A 21,929-nucleotide genomic window follows, 5' to 3' on the forward strand; every position below is an offset into this window, starting at 1 on the left:
GTTCAGGAAGGTGCTCATGCCCGCAGGAAAGATGCATGACGGTGAACCGGACATCGACACGGCGCTCGTGCGCCGCCTCATCGCCGCCCAGTTCCCCCACTGGGCACGGCTGCCCGTCGAGCGCGTCGACTCCGCCGGGACCCAGAACGCCATGTACCGGCTGGGCGAGCACATGGTGGTACGGCTCCCCCGTACGGCAGGCGCCGCCCGGGACGTGCTCGCGGAACGCGTATGGCTGCGGCGGCTGGCCCCGGCGCTCGCGGTGGCCGTTCCCGAACCGCTCACCGAGGGCCGGCCGGGCGAGGGATACCCCTGGCCCTGGTCCGTCTTCCGCTGGCTCACCGGCGGGATTCCGGTGGCCGGGCGGATCGAGGACCCCGAGCGGTTGGCGGCGGACCTGGCGGAGTTCGTGCTCTCCCTGCGCCGGGTCGACCCGGCCGACGCCCCGGCCTCCTATCGCAGCGAAACCCTGGCGGCGCGGGACGCCGATGTCCGCGCCGCGATCTCCGGCGTCGCCGCGCTCGGCGAAGTCGACGGCTCGGCGGTGACCGCCCTGTGGGACACGGCCCTGCAGGCCCCGGCGTGGCCCGGCCCGCCGGTGTGGATCCACGCCGACCTGCAGCCCGGCAACATGCTCCTCGCCGACGGACGGCTCGCCGCCGTCATCGACTTCGGCTGCGCCGGCCTCGGCGACCCCGCCGTCGACCTGATCTCCGCCTGGTACGTCCTGCCCGCCACCGCCCGCCCCGCCTTCCGCGCCGCCCTGGCCGCCGACGACGCCATGTGGGCGCGGGCCCGCGGCTGGGCCCTGTCGATCGCGCTGATGGAACTGGACTACTACCGGAACACGAACCCCACGATGGCGGCGACCGCCCGCCGCGTCATCGGCGAGACCCTCACCGACCGCTAGGGAGTGTCTGATGGATCTCGGTGGTGAGGGGCGCCGAGACGGAGGGCATCCCTTATCTCGCTGAGCTTCGCGGTCGTGGCCGGGGTCCGCTCCTGCGCTTGTTCAGCGAGTCGGAGGGCGTCGTCAATCTCGCTGAGCTTCACGGAGGACAGGACGGTCGCCCGCTCCATCAGGTCGTCCCGGGACACAGTGGTCAGCCACGTGCACGGGGTGAAGCCCGGACGCGGGAACGCGAGCCGCAGCACGCCTTCGAACAGCAGTCCTTCATCGGCGCCGACCGTCACTTCGATTCCCAGACCGCTGATGTCGACGCCCGCCGGAGCGACGACCTGCATCACCCGGATCCCGGACGTGTCGTCTCCCGACAGCAGTACGACCAGCCTCCGCTCGTCGAACCGGACCCACCAGACTTCGCCACGTTGCACAAGTCCTCCAGACGCATGACGGCAGGCAGACGCTGCGCGACCCCGACGCGCTGTGGAGACGGTGCGGCCACCGTTGATCATCGGTGTGTGAAGACTGAAGATCATGCGGTGGCCGCAGGTCACAGCGTAGACCCTGCCCGCCGCGCAAGAACTGCTGGACCATCGCAGAGTGGGCCGGAGAGAGCAGCCGGCCGGCATGCAGCACCTGCTCGGGCGGGCCACCCCCGGCCCGGGAGCCGGCAGTTGCTGATCCGCCGCGACCGCAGCACCGGCGAACTCGCGTACTACCGCCGGTGCAGGCGGGTCGGCACCCATTCCCTCCCTCGCGATGGCGGGAACGGGTTGCCGCCCTGGGCCGTGAACTGATCGTCGGGCAGCCGGAAGTCCAAGTCAATCCTCCGTTTTCCTGCCAACCCCCAAGCTATATCTTGGGGGTTGTGACCCTCGATGATCTGCGTGTCTTCGTCGCCGTCTGCCGGACCGGCAGCCTCAGCGCCGTCGCCCGCGACCTCGGCCGCACCCAGTCCGCCGTCAGCCAGCACATCCGCCGACTGGAGAAGGAGACCGGCGCGACGCTCCTGGAGCGTCACCCGCGCGGCGTCCTGCCCACCGAGGCGGGGCGGATACTCCAGGCGGCCGCCGCCGACGGTCTCGCCGGGCTCGACGGAGCCCTGCGCCGCCTCGACACCCTGGTGCGCGGCGACGGCGGATCGGTTCGCGTCACCACCGGCGCCACCACCGTCCGGCACTTCATGGCCGAGGCGGTCGTCGCCTTCCGCCGCGAACACCCCCGGGCCAGCCTGGAGTTCCAGACCGAGAACTCCAGCCGCGGCTGCTTCGACGCCCTGGCCGCGGACGACCTCGACCTCGCCTGGATCACCATCGGCGACCCCGTGCGCGGCATCGAGCAACGCCCTGTCCTGCGACTGCCCTGGGTCCTCGCGGTCGGCGCCGAGGATCCCCTCGCCGCCCGCGCCCGCCTGGAACCCGCCGACCTCGCCGCCATCCGCCACATCCGGCTGCCCGAGAACTCCACCTCCCGCGCCCATCTCGACGGGGCCCTCGCCGAAGCGGGCATCCGGATCAGCTCCGACACCAGCGCCGCCGACTGGGACACCGCGCTCCTCCTCGCCGAGCTGGGTCTGGGCCACGCCGTCGTCCCCGCCCTGCCCGGCTGGCAGGTCCCCGGAACGGACGGGCCGCTGCGGCTCGTGCCGATCCCCGCCCTGCCGCCGCTCGCGGTCGGCTGGGCCGTCCGCCGCTGGTCCTCCCTCACCCCGCTGGCCCGCGCCTTCGCCGACGCGGTGGCCCGCAGCTGCGTAGCCCGGGCTGCGAGCGGGCCCGAGGGTGCCGGTCACCTGCCGGCCACCCCTGAGCGTGACCCGTTCGATTCCGCGATGATGGAGTGAGCACGGCCGGGCGACCCGCTCGGCCCGGCCGAGGAGGAGGTGACCTGTCATGGCGGAGCAGGAGGCGCGCGAAGGCGGGCCGTCGGCGGGCAGGCTGGAAGAGGGCCGCCTGATGAAGGAGCTCGAAGCCATCCACCGCACGCGCCATGAGACGCTGCTGCACGGGTCGGACGACGCGCTGGTCACCCACACCCAGCGGATGGACGAGCTGGAGCGCGAGTACCTGCGCCGCCACCCGGAGCGGGCCCAGACCCCCGGCCGCACCCGCTCGGGAGCGCGTGCGCGCACATCGGCGGACGAGCCGCGCTGAGCCGTCTCTTCCGGATCCTGCCGAGTCGGAGGTAGTACGGGTAGAGCGCCGCCTGCCCGCGGCCAGGCGCAGCCGGACCCAGCCGGGCACGACCCCGCCGGGCACCGTCCCGGCCGCCTCCACCTGAACGCGCGCGTCCCCGAGCCGCAGCACGAACGCCCCGTCCTCCTCGGCGTCCAGCCACCCCCGCCGCACCACCGTGCCGCGGATACCCATGCCCACGGCGTGCATCAGACTTGCTTCACGTGAGACAAATTTGTATCGTTTGAGGCGAGGGAGGATCACATGGTGCACGAAGAAGAGCTACTGGACAGCGCCGCGCGCGTCCTCGCCGGCGACCACAGCGCCTCCATGGCGCACATCGCCGCAGGCATCGGGACCAGCCGCGCCACGCTCGGCCGTCGCTACGCGACCCGCGAGGCGCTGCTGAAAGCCGTCGCCGTCCGGGCCATCGACGTGGTCGACGGATGCCTGGCCCCCGCCGATCTGCCGACCACCGCCGACGCCGCGGCCTTCGACGCCGCGCTGGAGCGGCTCGTCACCGGGCTGCTGCCCGCCGCGCACCTGTACGGATTCACCTGGCGGGACGCCACCGTGCTCGCCGACCCCGAGTTCCGGGCCGGAATCCAGCGCCAGGACCAGCGGGCACTCGCCTTCCTGGCCCTCGGCCAGCGCCTCGGACGACTGCGCATCGACCTGCCCCCGTACTGGATCTGGTACTCGCTCTGGGGCCTGCTCGACGCCGCCGCCGAAGGCGTCCGCGACGGCCACCTCGCCCCCCGCGACATCGGCCGGCTCGTCCTCACCTCCTTCCTCAGCGGGAACCGGCCCACCGCCGCGTAGCCCCGCACCTCACCCCACCGCACACTCCCGTACACGCGTGAACGGAACCCCCATGCACACCCCCACGCAGGACCCGCGCCGCTGGATCGTGCTCGCGATCCTCTCCGGCAGTCTCCTGCTCATCTCGATGGACACCACGATCCTCAACGTGGCCTTCCCCTCGCTCGTCGGCGACCTCCAGCCCGGCGCCGTACAGCAGCTGTGGATCATCGACATCTACGCGCTGGCCCTCTCCGGCCTGCTCGTCACCGCCGGAGCCCTCGGCGACCGCTGGGGCCGCAAGCGCCTCCTGATGGCGGGCTTCGGCATCTTCGCCGTCGCCTCGCTCATAGCCGTCTTCTCCACCGAGGCCTGGCACGTCATCGCCGCCCGCGCACTGCTCGGCGTCGGCGGCGCGGCGATCATGCCGTCCACCCTGTCCATCCTGCGCAGCGTCTTCACGGACGCCAAGGAGCGCGCCTTCGCCCTCGCCGTCTGGGCGGCCGTCTTCGGCGGCGGCATGGCCTTCGGCCCGGTCGTCGGCGGTCTGCTCGTCCAGGACTACGGCTGGCACTCCGCGTTCCTCCTCAACCTGCCCGTGACCGCGGTCATCGTCGCGGCCGGCCTGCGCTACCTCCCCGAATCCCGCTCCCCGCGCGCCACCGGCGCCTGGGACTGGTGGGGCGTCGGCCAGTCGATCGTCGGCATGCTCGCCCTCGCGGGCGGCATCAAGCAGCTCGGCAAGAGCGGCATCGCCGACCCGCTGCCCTGGGCGCTGCTCGCCCTCGCCGCGATCTCGCTGACCGTCTTCGTACGCCGCCAGCTGCGCCTGGACAATCCGCTGCTCCAGGTGAGGCTCTTCGCCAAGCCGGCCTTCAGCGTGGCCGCCACCGCGATCTTCCTGCCGATGGTGGGCATGGGCGCGATCCTCTTCCTGGTCACCCAGTGGTTCCAGTACGGCCAGGGGTACACCCCGCTCGAGGCCGGTCTGCGCCTGCTGCCCGCTCCGCTCGCGCTGATCTGCGCCTCGATGGTCGCCCCGACCCTCATGCAGCGCTTCGCGATCCGCCACGTCCTCGGCGCCGGCCTGATGGTCCTGGCCACGGGCATGGCCCTGCCCTGGACCCTCCAGCAGTTCACCGACCTCGGCTACCCGGCCTTCGCCGCGGCTCTGACCATCATGGGTCTGGGTGCGGGCCTGGCCACCACCGTGGCCTCGGTGACCCTCATCTCCACGGCCCCCGCGGACGAGGTCTCCAGCGCCGCCGCCATCGAGGAGACCTGCTACGAACTGGGCTCGGCCATGGGCGTGGCCATCCTCGGCTCGACGGCCGCCGCGCTCTACCGCGGCAACCTTCCGGCCCTGGACCTGGACGGCGCCACCCTGAGCGCCGTACGGGACTCCGTGGGCGAGGCCGCCCACACCGCCGAACGGCTCGGCGGCAGCGTCGGCCAGACCCTGCTCGACGCCGCCTCGCACGCCTACACCCTCGCGATCACCCCTGCGTTCCTGCTGGCCGGCGCCCTGGCGGTGGCCGCCGCCGTCACCACCTGGACGCTGATCCCGCGCGACCTCCAGCCGACCGAGAACCACTGACCGGGTCGGGGCCTACGAGGCCGCGTACGCCCACAGCTCGCGCATCCGATCCGTGGGCGTCGGGCTGGTCAGCTCCAGCTGCGTCAGGAGGATGGTGGTGGCGCCGGTCGACGGGACGATGTGCGCGGCGGTACCGGTCCCGCCGATCCAGCCGAAGCGGCCCGGTACGTTCCACGGATCCGTCGGCTTGATGTCCACCGCACCGCCGAAGCCCCAGCCCTGGCCCTCCAGGAACAGTTCGGCCCCGGCCCGCTGCACCGGGGTCAGCCAGTCGGTGGTCATCAGCCGCACCGAGTCGGGGGCGAGCACCGGGCCGCCACCCTCCAGCAGCATCCGGGCGAAGCGGAAACAGTCGTCCACCGTGGACACCAGCCCTCCGCCGCCGGACGGGAAGGCGGGCACGGAGCTCCACTGGCCGTCGGGGGCGTCGACCAGTTCGAGGCCGCCGTCCGCGCCGGTGCGGTACTGGTGGGTGAAGCGGCCCAACTGCCCCACCGGCACCGCGAAACCGGTGTCGCTCATCCCCAGCGGCTCGAAGACCCGCTCCGCCATGAACTCGGGCAGCGAACACCCGGCGGCCCGCGCGATCAGAACGCCCAGGATGTCCGAGCAGGTGTTGTACAGCCAGGCCTCGCCCGGCTGGTGGAGCATCGGGATCCGGGCCAGCGCGGCCATCCAGTCGTCCGGCGCCGCCACCCGCTGCGGCTGGGGCGGCCCCTGCAGCAGTTCACCGAAGAGCGGGGCGACCGCGGGCAGCGAGAAGTCGGCGGGGAAGCCCCAGCCGGCGCGGAACGTCAGCAGATCGGCCACGGTTACCGGCCGGGCCGCCGGGACCACGTCGTCCACCGGGCTCGCGGGGGTGCGTACGACCACGGGTTCGGCGATCTCCGGCAGCCAGGGGGCCACCGGGTCGGCGAGCGCGAACCGGCCCTCCTCGACCAGGGTCATGACCGCCGCCGCGATCACCGGTTTGGTCAGCGAGGCGATCCGGAAGATGGAGTCCCGGACCATCGGGACCTCGCCCCCGGCGTCCGAGCTGCCCACGACGGCCACCTCGGGCCCGGAGCCGTCGCCCCTGTCCACCAGGGCCACCGCCCCCGGCAGGGTCCCGCCGTCCACGTACGGCTGGAGGATGTCTTCGAGCAAACCTGTCACGAGTCCGCCTCTCCGAGCTCTTCGGGGGTGCGCGCCACGGAGTCCCACAAGGCGCAGTGGTGTTCGGCCGATGCGTCCACGGTACGGATTCCCGCCGGCCCCGTCGCCAAGGACAGTACGGCGGGGGAGCGCGGCCACCGGGGCGCCGCCCCGGGCGCGTTGGGGTCCCCGGTCGCCGCGAACCGGGTCCAGTAGCCGGTCATCCGCCCCGACAGCGCCCGCTGCGCGGCGCTGAGCGGCAGCCCGGTGTCGAAGAGGTAGGGCAGCTCGAAGCCGTGCGAGGCGCCGTACGGGAAGCCCGCCACCTCCGGCAGCCCGGTGGGGTTCGGCGCGTCCCGGTCGTCGAGCCGGTAGTCGTACGTGGCCACGTGCCGCAGCAGCGCCCGGCTGTCCCGCAGCTGCGGGCACAGGAACGAGGCGTCGGACAGCACGGCGGCGAAGGCCAGCGCGGGCGTCGGGTACGCCGTCACGGGATAGGCGGCCTCGATCCGGGCGGCCGAACTCCCGAACGAGGCGCGCAGCCGGGCCCGGTAGCCCTGCGGGTCCGGGACCGGGTAGCCGGCCAGGGTCTGCCCGAGGAAGATCCGCATCTCGTCCCGGTTCGAGCCCTGCACCACCGGGACCCGGGCGAACTCCCCGCGTTCCAGGGCCCGTCGCGGCTCGGTCGGCAGCAGTTCGCCCCCGTAGGACACGAGGGAGAACTGCTGCATCAGCTCGGGCGTCGCCAGCTTCCCGGGGTCCAGGCCGCGCAGGCAGGCTGCCGTGTCGGCGGCCGCGGGACGGTCGCAGCCGAGGCGGGCGGCCGCGGCCGAGCCCTCGGAGAGGGTGCGCTCCTGCGGTACGAACGGCGTGTAGGCGCCGAGCCCCGGCAGCAGGGACCGTGCGGGGATGGTGGTGGAACAGGAGCCGCTCTGCACGATCGCCCGGTGGAAGAGGCCGGTCGAGGCAGGGGAGACCATGTGCGCGCAGACGCTGAGGGCTCCGGCGGACTCGCCGAAGAGGGTGACCCGGTCCGGATCACCGCCGAATCGGGCGGCGTTCGCCTGCACCCAGCGCAGCGCTTCCTGCTGGTCGGCGAGCGCGAAGTCGGGGGCGCCGCCGAGGGCCGGATGTCCGAAGAGCCCGAAGACACCGAGGCGGTAGTTGACCGTGACGACCACGGCGCCGCCCTCGGCGGCCAGCCGCCCGGGCGCGTACAGATCGCCCGCGCCGTTGCGGAACCCGCCCCCGTGGAACCAGACCATGACGGGGCGCGGGGGAGCCGTCGGTGCGCCGTCCGGAGCCGTGACGTTGAGGAACAGGCAGTCCTCCGAGCCGCTCGGCCCGCCCGGTCCCACCGCGGGCAGCTGGACGCAGCGGGCGCCGGCCGAGCCCGCGTCCCGCACGCCGGACCACGCGGCGGCGGGCACCGGGAGCCGCCAGCGCAGCGGGCCGGTCGGCGGCGCGGCGTAGGGGATGCCCTCGAAGGTGCGGTAGCCGGCCGCCTGCCGTCCCCGTACCGCCCCGTGATCGGTGTCGACCACCGGCCGGCCGCCGTCATCGGCGGCAGCCGCCCCGGCCCGGCTCGGGGCGGCGAGGGGCAGGAGCAGGGCCAGGGCCAGGGCCGCCAGGGGCAGGAGCGCGGGCCGGGCGGCGCGTCGGGCGGTGCGCCGAGGGGCCCGCCGCGCGGTCGGTCCGGGGCCCCGTGCGGTCGTCGCCGCCATCAGGGCTTCCTCGTCAGCACGCCTCGTACGAAGGCCGCCTGTCCCGCGTGCTGGAGATCGTCGGCGATCACGCTGATCAGGCGCACGCCCAGGGTCACCGGCGGATCCCACCGCTCGTCGACCACCCGGTCCAGGTCGGCGCCGCCCAACCCCCGCAGGAACCGCAGGGTCTGCGCGTGGACGGCGTCGAAGTACCCCAGGAGCAGGTCCCCGGAGTCGACCCGCACGGTGCCGGCCTGCCGCGCGGTGTGCCCGTACCCCGTCGACCCGGCGGGCAGCGGCAGTGCGAAGCGGTCGTCCCATCCTTCGGCGTGCCAGACCTGCTCCCAGCCGGCCGCGTCCGCCACGTGGTCGTCCTGGATCCGGGTCAGGTGCCAGACGAGCCAGGTGATCGAGTTCGCGCCCGCGTCGATCCGCGCGTCCAGCTGTCCGGGGTCCAGGCCCTCGACCGCCTCGTGCACCACGCCCCGGATCCGGCCGAACGCGTCGGCAAGTACCTCCGTACCCTTCATGCCCCCACCATGCGCACGACAGGTGTCGGCAGGCCCCGCGGCGCCGCGGGGGACCCCCGTTTGCCCGCCCCGAATGGCGCAGCGCGGCGAGGTGCCGCTGAATGTAACAAAGCGTGCGCTTCCCATGACGCACGATGACCGGCGTGCGATGTGTAGACCCGCGCGTCGGCGAACGGAGCTTTCCATGAATGACCCGATCACGCTCGCCGCGACGGAGTACGAAGAACCGCGCGGGCTCCCCGACACCACGGAAATCCGGCCGCCGGCGGCCGGGACCGCCGAGACCGCCGAGTACGCCGAGTACACGGACGCCCCCGACTCCGCGCCACCCTTGGAGGCGGACACCGGCCCCGGCCCCTGGATCCGGCCCACGCCGCCGGAAGGGGTGGGGCAGACGCCCGTTCGCACCCTCCTGGAGACCGCCGCCACCGGCCGACCCGTCAGTGAGGTCACCGCGCTGGTCGGCCTCCTCAAGGACTCCGGCCAGCACCCCCACCCCGGACACGCGGCGCTGCGCGCGGCGGCCGTGGCCCGTCCCGTGCACGAGGTCCGCGAGATGGTCGACCTGCTGGGCGGGCCCCTGCACGAGACCGGCGAGGCCGACATCACCTTGAAGGCCGCCGCACTCGGACGCCCCATCGAGGACGTCGCCCTGCTGGTGAGCATCCTCGGAACGACCGAAGCGGCGACCGAAGGGGCGACCGGAGGAACGATCGAAGGAACGACCGAAGGAACCGGCGAACAGGCCCCGTACCGCCGGGCGGACAGCGGGCCCGCAGAGCCGGACCGGGCGGGAGGCCCTGGCTGGGCGGGTGAGCCGGGACTGCCGGGCCGGGCCGCCGTCCACCTGCCGCCCGCCCCCGTTCCGGTCCCGCCCCGGGTTCCGGTCCGGCCCCGGACGCCCGCGAGGCCCGTCGGCGGCGCGCTGGGCCGCGTGCTGCGCTGGCCGGTGGCGCTCGCGCTGCTGGTCTGCGGAGCGCTGCACGTGCCCAGCGACCCGGCAGGCCTGTTCTCCGGCGACCCCGGCGGGCCGCTCGCCCTGGCCGTCACCCTGCTCTGCCTGACCGCCGGAGCCCTGCTGGCAGTACGGGACGCCGCCTGGGCCTGGCGGGCCGGAGCCGTGGTCGCGCTGGCCGTCACCGCGCTCCATGTGGTCGGCGGAGCCGTGGAGTTCGACCCGCTCGCCGGAGCGGTCGGCGCCTCCGTGAGCTGGGCCGGCGTCACGGCGGTGCTGAGCGCGGCGAGCGGAGCGGTCCTCGCGGGCCTGGCCCTGCAGTACCGTCCGGCGGCCGGACGGGCGGACGGCTCCTGATCCCGCCCCGGGCCCGGGGCGGGATCGCAGCCCAGGGCCCGGCCCCGGCCCCGGCGTAGACGGCCGCGGCCCCCGGGGGTTCGGGCGGCATCCCACGGGATCGCCGCCCGGCCCCCTTCGCCGCTGCGCGGAAGGAGACACACGATGGACCCGGTGGCGGCGCTCGACCGGATCGCCTTCCTGCTGGAGCGCGCCCAGGAACCGACCTACCGGGTCCAGGCCTTCCGCACCGCCGCCGCGGCCCTCGTCCGCATGGGGGAGCGGGAGGTGGCCGAGCGGGTCGCGACGGGCTCGCTGGAATCCGTGAAGGGCATCGGTCCCAAGACGGCCCAGGTGGTCCGCGAAGCCCTCGCCGGGTCCGTCCCCGCGTACTTGCAGGGGCTGGAGGACAAGGTCGCGGCGCATCCCGAGGGCCCGCCGCCGAGCCCCGGGGCCCTGGTCCTGCGCGCGGCCCTGCGCGGCGAGTGCCACATGCACTCGGAATGGTCCGACGGGGGCGCCCCGATCGAGGCCATGGGCCGGGCGGCGGCCGCCCTCGGCCACGACTGGGCCGTGCTCACCGACCATTCGCCGAGCCTGAAGGTCGCCCGCGGGCTCTCGCCGGAGCGGCTGCGCGAACAGCTGCGGACCGTGGCCGAACTCAACGCCGCCTGGGCCCCGTTCCGACTGCTCACCGGCATCGAGTGCGACATCCTGCCCGACGGCTCGCTCGACCAGGAACCCGAACTCCTCGCGGAAGTCGACCTGGTGGTCGGCTCCGTCCACTCCAAGCTCCGGATGGAAGCCCCCGCCATGACCCGGCGGCTGATCACCGCCGTGCGCAATCCGCACCTCGACGTCCTCGGCCACTGCACCGGGCGGCTGGTCACGGGCCGGACCCGCCCCGAGTCGGAGTTCGACGCCGAGGCCGTCTTCGCGGCCTGCGCCGAGTCCGGCGCCGCCGTGGAGATCAACAGCCGGCCCGAACGGCTCGACCCGCCGCGCCGACTGCTGCGGCTCGCCGTAGCCGCGGGCACCTGGTTCGCGATCGACACCGACGCCCACGCCCCGGGCCAGCTCGACTGGCAGACCACCGGCTGCGAACGCGCCCTGGAATGCGGGGTACCGGCCGACCGCGTCATCAACACCTGGGCGGCGGCCGACCTCCTCACCTGGACCCGGACCCGGAAGCAGCCCCGGCCCCGGCCCAGCCCCCGGTCCCGGACCCGCCGTCCGCCTCCCGGGACGCCGTGAGCGTGAACAGCGCCCCGTCCGGATCGCGCAGGGACACCCACCGCTCGGTCGCGCTCTCCACGGGATCCGACACCGTGCGCCCGCCCAGCGCCTCGGCCGCTTCCACGGCCGCCTCCAGCGAGGCCACCCGGAAGTGGACGTGCCAACGGGGCCTGGTCCAGGGGCTGTAGGCGGCCGCCTCCACGGGACCGCTGTCGAGCCGCGCCACCGCCTCCCCGCCCTGCCGCAGCACGACCTGGTCCTTCTCGTACGAGACCTCGCAGCACCCGGCGCGGCCGGTGGCCCACTCCAGGACCTCCCCGTAGAAGATCGCCGACTCGAAGGCGTCGCGGGTACGGAGCTCCAGCCAGGCCGGCGCGTGTCCCGAACCCACCCGCCAGTCCGCCGACACCTGGCCCTCCCAGATCCCGAACACCGCCCCGTCCCGGTCCGCCGCCAGGGCCGCGCGGCCCCCGGACTCGAAGGACACCGGACCCACCGCGACGGTGCCGCTGCGCTCCCGCACCCGGCTCACCGCCACGTCCGCGTCGTCCACGGCGAAGTACGGGGTCCAGGCCACCGGCACCGCGAGATCCCCGGCCAGCGCCCCGATCCCGGCCACCGGCACCCCGTCCAGGTCGGCCACCGCGAAGGCTTCGCCGAGCCGCGCGGGCCGGAACCGCCAGCCGACGACCGCACCGTAGAACCGCTGCGCCGCACCGAGGTCGCGGGCCATCAGGCTCACCCAGCACGGCGCCCCGAAGACGTCCCTCGTCGAAATCTCCACCGCTCGTTCCGCCCTTCACCGGGGCGCGGTCCGCTCGCGCCGTCAGGGCACCAGCGTTGCGCCCCGGTCCCGGGCACGGCCCGCAGGCGCGCCACCGGGACCACCGGCCGTGCGCCACGGAAATCCCGTTGGCGGCACCCGGGCGGGCTTCTAGTCTTCGGCCCATGACGATCATCGGTTCACAGGACGTGGACACCGCCGTATCCCTCTGTACCAAGGCGCTCCGGGGCGTGGCCCATCTGGACTGGACGGTGCCGGCCGCAGGTCTGGAGTGGAGCTGCTACGACACCGCCGTCCACGTGGCCGAGGACTTCACCGCCTACGCCGCCCAGCTGGTCACCGGCGCGATCGAGGGCTGGGTCCCGCTGGAGGTCCGCGCCGACGAGGGCACGACCCCAGACGGCCTCATCGAGGTGATCACGGCGACCGGAGGTTTCCTGTCCGCGATCACCGCCGTCGCCCGCCCCGACGACCGTGCCTGGCACCCGTACGGGAGCGCGGGCGCGGACGGCTTCGCCGCGATGGGCGTGGTCGAGGTGCTGCTGCACACCCACGACATCCTCGGCGGCCTCGGCGTCCACGACTGGGAGCCGGGCCCCGAACTGCCCGCGCTGGTCCTGGACCGGCTCTTCCCGCACGTCCCGCGCGGGGACGACGCCTGGCGGACCCTGCTGTGGGCCACCGGGCGCGGCGAACTCCCCGGCCTGGCCCGCAAGACGGTGTGGCGCTGGTACTCCGACCCGGTCACGGCCGAACGCGTACTGCTCTGCCCCGTCCTCCCGGCGGTCGCGGCCGACCTCGTGGCGGGCGGCACCGGCGGCTTCGACTGGGCCGAGGACGGCCCCGCCGACGGCACCCGGCGCGCCGCCGGGTCGGTGGTGAAGGCCCACGAGGAGGGAAGGTACCGGGCGGGCTGGGGTCCGTACGTGATCGTCCGGGCGAGTGACCGGCGGGCCATCGGAGGCATGGGCTTCCACGGCGCCCCGGACGCCGACGGCCGTGCCGAGATGGGCTACGACCTCGCCCCCTCGGCGCGCGGCAACGGCTACGCCACGGAGGCCCTGAAGGCGCTGACGGGCTGGGCCCTGCGCCGGCCGGGCCTCACCCTGCTGACGGCCACGGTGGACGAGGACAACGCGGCCTCCCACGCGGTGCTCCGGAGGACCGGTTTCACGGAGGCGGGCTCCGGGGAAGGCGCGATCCGGTACGCCCTGCGGTAGGCCGTCCCTTCCGGATGCGCCGGGGCCCAGTCCGACCCGGAAAGCAGGTCCCGCCGTGGTGAGTTCCCAGGTCCCTGTGATCGATCTCGGCCCGTGGCGCGGCGGCGGGGCCGAGGAGCGCCGCCGCATCGCCTCCCGGGTCGACGAAGCGCTCCAGGCGGCCGGATTCCTGCTGGTCACCGGGCACGGGATCGACCCCGGGCTGCCCCGGCGGATCCGTGGGGCGGCGCGGGAGTTCTTCCGGCTCCCGGCCGCCACCAAGGCCCCGTACGCCGTGGCGGTCGGCGGGCGCGGCTGGCTCGGCCCCGGCGCGGAGGCCAACAGCTACGCGGAGGGCGCCGCCTCCCCGCCCGACCTCAAGGAATCCTGGTCCTGTGCGGCCGAGGACCCGACGGGGATCCCCTCGGTGGACGCCGAGTGGTTCCGGCCCAACGCGTGGCCGGCCGAGGCGCCCGAGCTGCGGCCGCTCACGACGGAGTACCTGGCCGCGATGCGGGGGCTCTGCGACGAACTGCTGGAACTGCTGGCCGCCGCGCTGCGCCTGGACCCGGACCATTTCACCCGGCACACCGGCCACCCGACCTGGGGCTTCAACGTCAACTGGTACCCCGGCACCGAGCTCGTCGGTCCCCCGCTCCCCGGCCAGTTCCGGATCGGCGCGCACACCGACTTCGGCACCGTCACCGTCCTGGACCGACAGCAGGGCGCGGGCGGGCTCCAGATCCACACCGACGCCGAGGGCTGGCAGGACGCCCCGTACGATCCGGCCGCGCTCACCGTGAACATCGGCGACCTGATGGCGCGCTGGACGGGCGACCGGTGGCGGGCCGGCCGCCACCGGGTGCTGCCCCCGCCCGCCGACGCACCGGCCGAGGAGCTGATCTCGCTGGTCTACTTCTACGAGTGCGACCCCCATGTCCTCGTGGAGTCCCTGCCCGCGCCCATCGGCCGCATCACGCACGAGCCGGTCGACTCGCACGCCTACCTCAGGGCGAAGCTCGACGCCATCACCGTCCCGGTCGACGGGAACGCGAAGGGTGACGAGGAGGCGGGCGCTGGGGCCGACGGGTAGGGCGGGGAGACCCCGATTACCCGATGCCGGGCGCGTTCGGCAGGATGTGCTCATGACCGAGATCCGTACCCCCCGCCTCCTCCTCCGCCGCTGGACCGAGGACGACCTCGTCCCGCTGTCGGAGATCACCGCCGACCCGGAAGTGATGCGCTGGATCGGTGACGGGGAGACCCTCGACCTGGAGGAGACCGCCGAGCTCCTGGAGGCCTGGGAGGACGAGTGGGACGAGGAGGGCTTCGGGATCTTCGCCGTCGAGCTGCTGGCCTCCGGCGAGCTGATCGGCGCCGTCGGGCTCTCGATGCCGTGGTGGCTCCCCGAGGTCCTGCCGGCCGCGGAGATCACCTGGCGCCTCGGCCGCTCCTTCTGGGGTCAGGGCTACGCCTCCGAGGCCGCGCACGCCACGCTGGAGTTCGCCCTCCAGGACCGGGGGCTGGACCGGGTCGTCGCCGTCAACCGGGCGGGCAACGACGAGTCCGAGAACGTGATCCGCAAGCTGGGCATGACGGCCGAGAAGGACGTCTCGGCCCCGGAGAGCGGCGCGCTGCTCAACATCCACGGGATCGACCTCACGGAGTACGAGGCCTGAGCCAGCCCCACGTCCGGCACCTCGCACCTCGTACCTCGCACCTGCGCCCGCCGCCCCCGCACACCCCCGGGCCGCGCGGGGTCAACCGATCGGCTGACCCGGTTGTCGGCCGCCGGGCGGACCGGGTGGCGGGTCCCGCGCGGTGAGGATGGGTACGGGGGAGCGGGCGCACCACCGGCCCCGCCCCCCGGAACCGAGAGGGGCACCCATGCCGGAGCACGACCGCCACCCTCAGCGCCGGCGTCCGCGTCCGCTCGCGCACCGCCGCGCACGAGGCACCCGTACCACCCTCGCCGCCCTCGCCGCGGCGCTGCTCCTCGGAGCCTGCACCCAGGCCGGCACGGCTCCGGCCGCCGCGCCCGCCGCCTCCCCGCTCCCGACGGCCTCGCCCACCCCGCAGGGCACCCTGCTGGTCGCCGACTTCGGGGCCGACACCGTCACCTTCGTGGACCCCGAGCGGGGCTCCGTCGGCTCCGTCCCCGTCGGCAGGGCCCCGTACGGCCTGGCCGTCGGCGCGGACGGCCGGGCCTGGGTGGCCACGGCCGAGGGGGTCGCCGTCGTCGACACCCGCACGCGCACCAGGACGGCCCGGATCCCCTACCGCACCACCGGTACGGGGCCCGTCACCGGCGGCGAGTACCGGGGCGGCGGCATGGGCATCGCGCTGTCGCCCGACGGCGCGCACGCCTACGTGGGCGTCAACGTTCCCGGGACCACCGGCGTGCTGGAGGTCATCGACACGGCGACGGCCCGGGTCTCCGCCGTGGTCCCGGTGGGCCGACGGCCCTTCGACGTGGACGTGTCGCGCGACGGCTCCGAGGTCTACGTCACCGGCCACGACTCCTTCGACGTCACCGTCGTCCCCACCGGTTCACTGCGGCCGCGCCGCATCGAGGTGGCCCCGTACGGGACCGAAGGCGGCCTCGGGTCCTGGCTGAAACCGCACTACGCCGCCGTGCGGCCGACGGACGGAATGCTGCTGTTCCCCTTCGAGGGCGAGCGGCTGGCCGTCGTGGATCCGGGTACCGGCCGCACCACGATCGAGAAGCTGACGGCCGACACCCACCAGCACGGGACCACGGTCACCGCCGACGGCCGACTCCTGATCGTCGGCACCGGCGCCGTGGAGCCCGGTAAGGGCAAGGGGCCCTCGCTCACGGTCCGTTCACCGGACGGCGCGGAGCGGGTGTACCCGCTGGACGGGCCGCACGAGGACGTGGCCGTCTCCCGGGACGGGCGCACGGCCTACGTCACCGGGGGCTACACGCGCGACGGCTACTGGAACGGCATCACGGTCGTGGACCTGGACGGCGGGAGCACCCACCGGCTCGCGGCGGGCTCCCGGCCGCTGGGCATCGCGGTGCTGTGAGCGGCCCCGCGGGGCGTGTTCAGGACCGGCCCCCGGGATGCCGTCCACGCGGCCGAGCTCCGCCTCGATCAGGCCCGCCCGTCATGCCGCGCAGGTGTCCAGCATGGTCGAGAGCATCTTCTTCTCGGGCTCCGTGACCGTCAGGCCGTACGTGGACTTCACCGTCGTCCACGCCCGACCGTACTGGCACCAGGCCGTCTTCGACGGCGGCTGCCACATATCGGGGCTCTGGTCGCCCTTCGACCGGTTCGAGGACGCGCTCACCGCCAGCAGCTGGGGACGGGTCAGATCGTTCGCGAAGGCCTTGCGCTTGGCGGCGTCCCAGCCCGCGGCGCCGGAGCGCCACCCTTCGGCGAGGGGCACCATGTGGTCGATGTCCATCTTCGAGGCCTCGGTGACCACCACGTCGTCGTAGAGGCTCTTCCAGGTGCCGGACACCGCCTTGCACTCGGAGTCCCGGGTGACGTCGGCGCCGTCCCGCTGGAGGACGACCTCGCGGGTGTCGCACTTGTTGCCCTGGTCCGCCCAGTGCGTGAACTTGTCCCGGCTGTAACCGGACATGGTCCCGGGAGGGGCCACCTCCAGCGCGGCGAGCTGGGTCCGGGCCACGGAGGCGGAGACCATGCCGGGCAGTACGTCCCCGGAGGCGGGCTTCCCGCCGGCGGGGGCGGGGGCCCCGGACTTGGCGGGCGCGGAGGCACCCGGCTTCGCATCCTTGGCCGGGCCGCCGGCTCCCGCACCGGATCCGGAACACGCGGCCGCGCCGAGCAGCAGCGAGACCGCCAGCACCACGCCGGGCAGCCGTATCTGACGTCCCATAACCCCACCCCGAACCCGCCGTGCACGATGTCCCGGGAAGCCTACCCATTTCGGACGGGCCGCGAAGCCATGCGGCGCGCCGGACGGCGACCCCGAAGCCGCCTTTCGTGCGCGGCCGGACGGCCTGCGGGCGATCACAGCCGGTGCAATCCCCCTGATGGGTGAACGGAGTTGGGATCCGGCGCGCAGGCGCTGTCATCATGCGAGCCTTCGCCGATCCGTGAGGAAGGAAAGCCGATGATGTCGTGGTCCGTGCGGATCGTCGTCGCCGTGACCGCCGTCGCCACGCTGGGCACCACCGGCTGGGAGACGTGGAAGGCCTGGGACGTGTGGGACGCCCATGACGTGCCGCCGACGGCCGGGGTCCGGCCGTGCGCCGATCCGTGGTCGAAGCCGGAGTACATCGTTCACGTGGCCAGCGAGGTGATCGTGGCCACCGTTTCCGACCGTGCCTCCTCCCCGGACGGCCAACTCCTCTCGCTGCACGTGGAGAAGACACTCAAGGGCGCGGTCCCCTCAGAGGTCAGCGTCGGCCAGCCGGCCGGCACCTCACCGGAAGCCGAGCCGCTGATCCAGCCCTTGGAGCCGGGCCGGCGCTACGTGGTCTCCCTGGTTCCGTCCGAGTCCTACGGCGACGGGCTGGTCTGGGGCGCGGTGCGCACCGACGACGACGCCGAGCCGGACGGGGACGACGGAGGGGCCACGGGGACCGAGGAGATCTGGCGGGAGGCGGTGCGCCGCTCCGAGGAGCCGCCGAACTGCGAGGGCGTACTGGTCATCGGCTGATCCCGGGCCGTCCGGGCTGTCCGGGCGCGGTGCCCGCGAGGCCGCACAGCCAGGCGTCGATCGCGGCGAAGTCCGCCTCCCCGAGCCCGGTGCGCGGGTCGACCCGGTGCAGCAGGGCCGCGCCGGGGTGGTGGGCGGCGACCCAGAGCCGGTCCGCCCGGCCGATCTCGTCGTCCACCCAGACGAAGGCCCGGCCCGCCGCCCGTGCGACGAGGGCCGGGGTCTTCCAGTGGGTCCCGCCCCGGCCGTCCTCGTCCGAGGGCTCGGGCCAGTGCACCACCGGCAGTCGCGGCAGCCCGAGCCGCGGGGCGACGCAGAGGTTCGCGTCCTCCTCCCAGGTCGTGGCCCACACCAGCTCGCACGGCAGCGCGGCGAGCCTGGGCCCGAGTCCCGGATCGATCCGGGACAGGAGCGGATGCGCCGAGGCTCCGGCGCCCGCCGGGCCCTGGACCTCGTGGACCGGATAGCCGTCCGTCCCCCCGAAGGGGATGAGGGGCCCGTCGACATCGAGGAAGAGGACCGGGCGGTCGGGCCCGGGTGTACCGGTGTCGGTGTCCATGGAGCACAGGGGACCACGGCCCGGGACCGGCACGGAAAGGAGCCCCCCGGGGGGAACCGCGGCTACGGTGAATCCCTCTTCAGGGGCAAAGGGGGGCGATGACCATGACAAGGACCACGACGGGGACCGGGATGTCCCGGACCGGGCGGACGGCTCTGGCCGGAATGGCGGCGCTGCTGTGCGCCACGCTGGCGGGCTGCGGCACCGTACGCACCGGGGAGGCGGCGGGGCCCGCCCCGGTGGCGGCGCCCAGTGCGGAGATCTGCGATCTGGACCGGACGGCGGGCGGCGGCACGGGCGGCGGCACGGCCACCCCCGACATCCCGACGGAGGAGCAGACCGGCGGATACGCGGGTCCGCCCACGGACCAGGAGACGGGACCGCCCGACCCGCCGACCGATCAGGACACCGGGACCCCCGATCCGCCCACGGACCAGGACACCGGGACCCCCGATCCCCCCACGGACCAGGACACCAGCACTCCCGGTCCGCCCACCGACGGGACGGCCGCGCCCTCCAAGCGCCCCGGCATCACGAACGGCGCCGGCCCCTGCGGCGCGGCCGGCTGGTTCGACATGACCGCGGACTTCGCCGCCTATTTCGACAAGCACCGGGGGAAGTGGGCGGACGGCATGCCTGCCGACGTCATCAGTGAGGTCCGCGTCCGCAAGGTGCGCGGAGCCTGTCTCGCGGAGCTGTCCATCACCACCGGGAGCGTGGGCAAGGGGCAGGCCGAGGACGCGCGCTCCCTGGCGGAGGTCTTCGCGGCCTGGCGCCACGAGGTGTACGGGGACAAGGGCACGCTCACCGTCCGCGACTTCCGGATGTCTTCCGAGATCGTGACCGAGTCCTGGTGAGACCCAAGCGTTGCTTGGGGAAGTCATAAGTCAGGGTTATAGGGTCATAAGCAGGGGGTGGGTGCTGGGTTAGGCTTGCCTCAGTTTAGGGTTCCCTTGATCGAGTCTTTCGTCGTTCGAAGGGAACCCAGCCATGCCTCGCCCCCTGCGGGTAGCAATCGTCGGTGCCGGCCCCGCCGGCATCTACGCCGCCGACGCCCTGCTGAAGTCCGAGGCGGCCACCGAGCCGGGTGTGTCCATCGACATCTTCGAGCGGATGCCGGCGCCCTTCGGCCTGATCCGCTACGGCGTCGCCCCCGACCACCCACGCATCAAGGGCATCATCACCGCCCTCCACCAGGTGCTCGACAAGCCGCAGGTCCGCCTCTTCGGCAACGTCGACTACCCGAACGACATCAGCCTCGACGAACTGCACTCGTTCTACGACGCGGTGATCTTCTCCACGGGCGCCACCGCGGACCGCGCGCTGACCATCCCGGGCGTCGAGCTCGACGGCTCCCACGGCGCCGCCGACTTCGTCTCCTGGTACGACGGCCACCCCGACGTCCCGCGCACCTGGCCGCTGGAGGCCGAGAAGGTCGCCGTCCTCGGCGTCGGCAACGTCGCCCTCGACGTCGCCCGCATCCTCGCCAAGACCGCCGACGAGCTGCTGCCGACCGAGATACCGGCGAACGTCTACGACGGCCTCAAGGCCAACAAGGCGCTCGAGGTCCACGTCTTCGGCCGCCGCGGCCCCGCGCAGGCCAAGTTCAGCCCGATGGAGCTGCGCGAGCTGGACCACTCGCCGAACATCGAGGTCATCGTCAACCCCGAGGACATCGACTACGACGAGGGCTCGATCACCACCCGCCGCTCCAACAAGCAGGCGGACATGGTCGCGAAGACCCTGGAGAACTGGGCGATCCGCGACATCGGCGACCGCCCGCACAAACTCTTCCTTCACTTCTTCGAGTCCCCGTCCGAGATCCTCGGCGAGGACGGCAAGGTCGTCGGACTGCGCACCGAGCGCACCGAGCTCGACGGCACCGGCAACGTCAAGGGCACCGGCCAGTTCACCGACTGGGACGTCCAGTCCGTCTACCGCGCCGTCGGCTACCTCTCCGACGAACTGCCCAAGCTCCCCTGGGACGTCGACTCCGGCACGGTCCCGGACGAGGGCGGCCGCGTCATGGAGGCCGGCGAGCACCTGGCGTCCACCTACGTCACCGGCTGGATCCGCCGCGGCCCCATCGGCCTGATCGGGCACACGAAGGGCGACGCGAACGAGACCGTCGCCAACCTCCTCGCCGACCACGCGGACGGCCGCCTGCGCACCCCGGCCGCCCCGGCGCCGGAGGCGGTCGAAACCTTCCTCACCGAGCGGGAGATCCGTTTCACCACGTGGGAGGGCTGGCACAGGCTCGACGCCGCCGAGAAGGCGCTGGGCGAGCCGCAGGGCCGTGAGCGCGTGAAGCTCGTCGAGCGCGAGGACATGCTCAAGGCGAGCGGGGCTTAGGCCGTCTCTTGCCGGGATCCGTGAGGTACGGGTCCCGGCCGCGGCGTTCCCTCGTACGGGGGAACGCGCCAACTCGTCGCCCCGGGGCGGAATGCCCGGCGCCCGCGGGAGGTTCGGATCATCGCGACACCCGACCACCCAGGACGCACGGGAGAGCTCATGAAGATCGGCATCATCGGCGCGGGCAACATCGGCGGCAACCTGACCCGGCGCCTCACCGCCCTCGGACACGACGTGGCCGTCGCCAACTCGCGCGGCCCCCAGACCCTGACCGACCTCGCCGAGGAGACGGGCGCCGTGCCGGTCACCGTCGCCGAGGCGGCCCGCGGGGCCGAGGTCGTCGTCGTGACGATCCCTCTGAAGAACGTCCCGGACCTGCCCGCAGGTCTCTTCGACGGCGCGGCGCCCGGCTTCGCCGTCATCGACACGGGGAACTACTACCCCCGCCAGCGCGACGGCCGGATCGCCGGCATCGAGGACGAGGGCCTCACCGAGAGCCGCTGGACCGAGGGCCACCTCGGCCACCCCGTCGTCAAGGCCTTCAACGGCACCTACGCCGAAGACATCCTGGCCCGTCCGCTCGACGCGGGCCACCCGGACCGGCTGGCCCTGCCCGTGGCGGGCGACGACGAGGCGGCGAAGACGACCGTACGGGCCCTCATCGACGAACTCGGCTTCGACAGCGTGGACTCGGGCGGCATCGACGACTCCTGGCGCCAGCAGCCCGGCACCCCCGTCTACGGGCTCCGGGCGGGCACGCAGGCCGTGGTCAAGGCCCTCGCCGAGGCCTCGGCGGAACGACAGGAGGACTTCCGCGGTTAGCGGGGGTCTCGGAGGGAAGCCCGGGAGGCCCGGCCGAAATCTGACGGAAGTCTGACGGAAGGCCGCGAACCCTGGCCGCCGGGTGCGGCGGGTGGTCGAATCGGCAGGTGAGCAGAGAACAGGACGCCGATCCGGGCCCCCCGCACGCCTCCGGGGGGCCCGGCGGACCCGCCGACCCGGACGGACCCGC

At 73.8% G+C, this 21,929-nt stretch carries 22 protein-coding genes; 15 read left to right on the forward strand and 7 right to left on the reverse strand.

Annotated elements, in window-relative coordinates:
* Positions 1 to 31 precede the first annotated feature (31 nt).
* Positions 32 to 910 (forward strand): aminoglycoside phosphotransferase family protein, encoded by an 879-nt coding sequence (locus AC3IYJ_RS36125; protein ID WP_489398733.1) that lies wholly within the window; start codon positions 32 to 34, stop codon positions 908 to 910.
* On the opposite strand, the gene AC3IYJ_RS36130 is transcribed toward AC3IYJ_RS36125, so the two are convergent.
* On the reverse strand, positions 907 to 1,335 hold the full coding sequence (locus AC3IYJ_RS36130; protein WP_489398734.1) for a type II toxin-antitoxin system PemK/MazF family toxin: 429 nt from the start codon (positions 1,333 to 1,335) through the stop codon (positions 907 to 909). The genes AC3IYJ_RS36125 and AC3IYJ_RS36130 overlap by 4 nt on opposite strands.
* 437 nt (positions 1,336 to 1,772) lie before the next feature.
* Here AC3IYJ_RS36130 and AC3IYJ_RS36135 point away from each other — a divergent pair, with 437 nt between their 5' ends.
* The 4 genes from AC3IYJ_RS36135 to AC3IYJ_RS36150 all read left to right on the forward strand — a co-directional run bounded on the left by AC3IYJ_RS36135 (position 1,773) and on the right by AC3IYJ_RS36150 (position 5,473).
* The gene (locus AC3IYJ_RS36135) at positions 1,773 to 2,744 is read left to right on the forward strand and encodes a LysR family transcriptional regulator (RefSeq protein WP_489398735.1); all 972 of its coding nucleotides are present in this window, start codon (positions 1,773 to 1,775) and stop codon (positions 2,742 to 2,744) included.
* Between the two features lie 49 nt (positions 2,745 to 2,793).
* Positions 2,794 to 3,054, forward strand: coding sequence for a DUF6158 family protein (locus tag AC3IYJ_RS36140; RefSeq protein ID WP_489398736.1), 261 nt, complete (start codon positions 2,794 to 2,796; stop codon positions 3,052 to 3,054).
* Between the two features lie 285 nt (positions 3,055 to 3,339).
* Entirely contained in the window at positions 3,340 to 3,897 is a 558-nt protein-coding gene (locus AC3IYJ_RS36145; protein ID WP_489398737.1) for a TetR/AcrR family transcriptional regulator, read from the forward strand.
* A 52-nt stretch (positions 3,898 to 3,949) separates the two neighbouring features.
* Positions 3,950 to 5,473: an MFS transporter gene (locus tag AC3IYJ_RS36150; protein WP_489398738.1), complete on the forward strand. Its 1,524-nt coding sequence runs from the start codon at positions 3,950 to 3,952 to the stop codon at positions 5,471 to 5,473.
* Positions 5,474 to 5,485: 12 nt separating this feature from the next.
* Here the strand turns inward: AC3IYJ_RS36150 and AC3IYJ_RS36155 are convergent, their stop codons facing one another.
* The 3 genes from AC3IYJ_RS36155 to AC3IYJ_RS36165 are packed head-to-tail and all read right to left on the reverse strand — an operon-like array spanning position 5,486 to position 8,843.
* A complete protein-coding gene (locus tag AC3IYJ_RS36155; RefSeq protein ID WP_489398739.1) occupies positions 5,486 to 6,628 on the reverse strand; it encodes a serine hydrolase domain-containing protein in 1,143 nt (380 codons plus the stop codon).
* Positions 6,625 to 8,331, reverse strand: a complete 1,707-nt coding sequence (locus AC3IYJ_RS36160) for a carboxylesterase/lipase family protein (protein WP_489398740.1) — start codon at positions 8,329 to 8,331, stop codon at positions 6,625 to 6,627. Before AC3IYJ_RS36160 ends, AC3IYJ_RS36155 begins: the two co-directional genes overlap by 4 nt.
* Positions 8,331 to 8,843 carry a mycothiol transferase gene (locus AC3IYJ_RS36165; RefSeq protein WP_489398741.1) on the reverse strand — a complete coding sequence of 171 codons (513 nt, stop codon included), beginning with the start codon at positions 8,841 to 8,843 and terminating at the stop codon, positions 8,331 to 8,333. Before AC3IYJ_RS36165 ends, AC3IYJ_RS36160 begins: the two co-directional genes overlap by 1 nt.
* Positions 8,844 to 9,027: 184 nt before the next feature.
* Here AC3IYJ_RS36165 and AC3IYJ_RS36170 point away from each other — a divergent pair, with 184 nt between their 5' ends.
* Together AC3IYJ_RS36170 and AC3IYJ_RS36175 are read left to right on the forward strand one after the other, a co-directional pair.
* Positions 9,028 to 10,155 (forward strand): hypothetical protein, encoded by a 1,128-nt coding sequence (locus tag AC3IYJ_RS36170; RefSeq protein WP_489398742.1) that lies wholly within the window; start codon positions 9,028 to 9,030, stop codon positions 10,153 to 10,155.
* Positions 10,156 to 10,299: 144 nt separating this feature from the next.
* Positions 10,300 to 11,388: a PHP domain-containing protein gene (locus tag AC3IYJ_RS36175; protein WP_489398743.1), complete on the forward strand. Its 1,089-nt coding sequence runs from the start codon at positions 10,300 to 10,302 to the stop codon at positions 11,386 to 11,388.
* On the opposite strand, the gene AC3IYJ_RS36180 is transcribed toward AC3IYJ_RS36175, so the two are convergent.
* Complete coding sequence (locus AC3IYJ_RS36180) at positions 11,303 to 12,103, reverse strand: VOC family protein (RefSeq protein ID WP_489403033.1); 801 nt, start codon at positions 12,101 to 12,103, stop codon at positions 11,303 to 11,305. The genes AC3IYJ_RS36175 and AC3IYJ_RS36180 overlap by 86 nt on opposite strands.
* A gap of 215 nt (positions 12,104 to 12,318) precedes the next feature.
* Here AC3IYJ_RS36180 and AC3IYJ_RS36185 point away from each other — a divergent pair, with 215 nt between their 5' ends.
* The 4 genes from AC3IYJ_RS36185 (at position 12,319) to AC3IYJ_RS36200 (ending at position 16,401) form a co-directional block, all read left to right on the forward strand.
* Complete coding sequence (locus AC3IYJ_RS36185; protein ID WP_489398744.1) at positions 12,319 to 13,374, forward strand: GNAT family N-acetyltransferase; 1,056 nt, start codon at positions 12,319 to 12,321, stop codon at positions 13,372 to 13,374.
* A 55-nt stretch (positions 13,375 to 13,429) separates the two neighbouring features.
* On the forward strand, positions 13,430 to 14,446 hold the full coding sequence (locus AC3IYJ_RS36190; RefSeq protein WP_489398745.1) for an isopenicillin N synthase family dioxygenase: 1,017 nt from the start codon (positions 13,430 to 13,432) through the stop codon (positions 14,444 to 14,446).
* A gap of 52 nt (positions 14,447 to 14,498) precedes the next feature.
* Positions 14,499 to 15,032, forward strand: coding sequence for a GNAT family N-acetyltransferase (locus tag AC3IYJ_RS36195; protein ID WP_489398746.1), 534 nt, complete (start codon positions 14,499 to 14,501; stop codon positions 15,030 to 15,032).
* A gap of 208 nt (positions 15,033 to 15,240) precedes the next feature.
* Entirely contained in the window at positions 15,241 to 16,401 is a 1,161-nt protein-coding gene (locus AC3IYJ_RS36200) for a YncE family protein (RefSeq protein WP_489398747.1), read from the forward strand.
* An 81-nt stretch (positions 16,402 to 16,482) separates the two neighbouring features.
* Here the strand turns inward: AC3IYJ_RS36200 and AC3IYJ_RS36205 are convergent, their stop codons facing one another.
* On the reverse strand, positions 16,483 to 17,220 hold the full coding sequence (locus tag AC3IYJ_RS36205) for an HNH endonuclease family protein (protein ID WP_489398748.1): 738 nt from the start codon (positions 17,218 to 17,220) through the stop codon (positions 16,483 to 16,485).
* A gap of 237 nt (positions 17,221 to 17,457) precedes the next feature.
* Here AC3IYJ_RS36205 and AC3IYJ_RS36210 point away from each other — a divergent pair, with 237 nt between their 5' ends.
* Positions 17,458 to 18,006: a hypothetical protein gene (locus tag AC3IYJ_RS36210; protein ID WP_489398749.1), complete on the forward strand. Its 549-nt coding sequence runs from the start codon at positions 17,458 to 17,460 to the stop codon at positions 18,004 to 18,006.
* Here the strand turns inward: AC3IYJ_RS36210 and AC3IYJ_RS36215 are convergent.
* Positions 17,996 to 18,565 carry an HAD domain-containing protein gene (locus tag AC3IYJ_RS36215; RefSeq protein ID WP_489398750.1) on the reverse strand — a complete coding sequence of 190 codons (570 nt, stop codon included), beginning with the start codon at positions 18,563 to 18,565 and terminating at the stop codon, positions 17,996 to 17,998. The genes AC3IYJ_RS36210 and AC3IYJ_RS36215 overlap by 11 nt on opposite strands.
* Before the next feature lie 104 nt (positions 18,566 to 18,669).
* Here AC3IYJ_RS36215 and AC3IYJ_RS36220 point away from each other — a divergent pair, with 104 nt between their 5' ends.
* The 3 genes from AC3IYJ_RS36220 to AC3IYJ_RS36230 all read left to right on the forward strand — a co-directional run bounded on the left by AC3IYJ_RS36220 (position 18,670) and on the right by AC3IYJ_RS36230 (position 21,739).
* Complete coding sequence (locus AC3IYJ_RS36220; RefSeq protein WP_489398751.1) at positions 18,670 to 19,422, forward strand: hypothetical protein; 753 nt, start codon at positions 18,670 to 18,672, stop codon at positions 19,420 to 19,422.
* 133 nt (positions 19,423 to 19,555) lie between these two features.
* Positions 19,556 to 20,917 (forward strand): FAD-dependent oxidoreductase, encoded by a 1,362-nt coding sequence (locus tag AC3IYJ_RS36225; protein ID WP_489398752.1) that lies wholly within the window; start codon positions 19,556 to 19,558, stop codon positions 20,915 to 20,917.
* Between the two features lie 120 nt (positions 20,918 to 21,037).
* Positions 21,038 to 21,739 carry an NADPH-dependent F420 reductase gene (locus tag AC3IYJ_RS36230; RefSeq protein WP_489403034.1) on the forward strand — a complete coding sequence of 234 codons (702 nt, stop codon included), beginning with the start codon at positions 21,038 to 21,040 and terminating at the stop codon, positions 21,737 to 21,739.
* Positions 21,740 to 21,929: the final 190 nt, after the last annotated feature.

The organism is Streptomyces sp. GL_140, assembly GCF_057834465.1.

Coding starts and splice junctions, on each gene's coding strand:
- AC3IYJ_RS36170 (WP_489398742.1), top strand. CDS start 9,028: ATGAATGACCCGATCACGCTCGCCGCGACGGAGTACGAAGAACCGCGC.
- AC3IYJ_RS36150 (WP_489398738.1), top strand. CDS start 3,950: ATGCACACCCCCACGCAGGACCCGCGCCGCTGGATCGTGCTCGCGATC.
- AC3IYJ_RS36225 (WP_489398752.1), top strand. CDS start 19,556: ATGCCTCGCCCCCTGCGGGTAGCAATCGTCGGTGCCGGCCCCGCCGGC.
- AC3IYJ_RS36165 (WP_489398741.1), bottom strand. CDS start 8,843: ATGAAGGGTACGGAGGTACTTGCCGACGCGTTCGGCCGGATCCGGGGC.
- AC3IYJ_RS36125 (WP_489398733.1), top strand. CDS start 32: ATGCATGACGGTGAACCGGACATCGACACGGCGCTCGTGCGCCGCCTC.
- AC3IYJ_RS36160 (WP_489398740.1), bottom strand. CDS start 8,331: ATGGCGGCGACGACCGCACGGGGCCCCGGACCGACCGCGCGGCGGGCC.
- AC3IYJ_RS36175 (WP_489398743.1), top strand. CDS start 10,300: ATGGACCCGGTGGCGGCGCTCGACCGGATCGCCTTCCTGCTGGAGCGC.
- AC3IYJ_RS36180 (WP_489403033.1), bottom strand. CDS start 12,103: ATGGCCCGCGACCTCGGTGCGGCGCAGCGGTTCTACGGTGCGGTCGTC.
- AC3IYJ_RS36205 (WP_489398748.1), bottom strand. CDS start 17,220: ATGGGACGTCAGATACGGCTGCCCGGCGTGGTGCTGGCGGTCTCGCTG.
- AC3IYJ_RS36185 (WP_489398744.1), top strand. CDS start 12,319: ATGACGATCATCGGTTCACAGGACGTGGACACCGCCGTATCCCTCTGT.
- AC3IYJ_RS36140 (WP_489398736.1), top strand. CDS start 2,794: ATGGCGGAGCAGGAGGCGCGCGAAGGCGGGCCGTCGGCGGGCAGGCTG.
- AC3IYJ_RS36145 (WP_489398737.1), top strand. CDS start 3,340: ATGGTGCACGAAGAAGAGCTACTGGACAGCGCCGCGCGCGTCCTCGCC.
- AC3IYJ_RS36200 (WP_489398747.1), top strand. CDS start 15,241: ATGCCGGAGCACGACCGCCACCCTCAGCGCCGGCGTCCGCGTCCGCTC.
- AC3IYJ_RS36210 (WP_489398749.1), top strand. CDS start 17,458: ATGATGTCGTGGTCCGTGCGGATCGTCGTCGCCGTGACCGCCGTCGCC.
- AC3IYJ_RS36220 (WP_489398751.1), top strand. CDS start 18,670: ATGACAAGGACCACGACGGGGACCGGGATGTCCCGGACCGGGCGGACG.
- AC3IYJ_RS36215 (WP_489398750.1), bottom strand. CDS start 18,565: ATGGACACCGACACCGGTACACCCGGGCCCGACCGCCCGGTCCTCTTC.
- AC3IYJ_RS36195 (WP_489398746.1), top strand. CDS start 14,499: ATGACCGAGATCCGTACCCCCCGCCTCCTCCTCCGCCGCTGGACCGAG.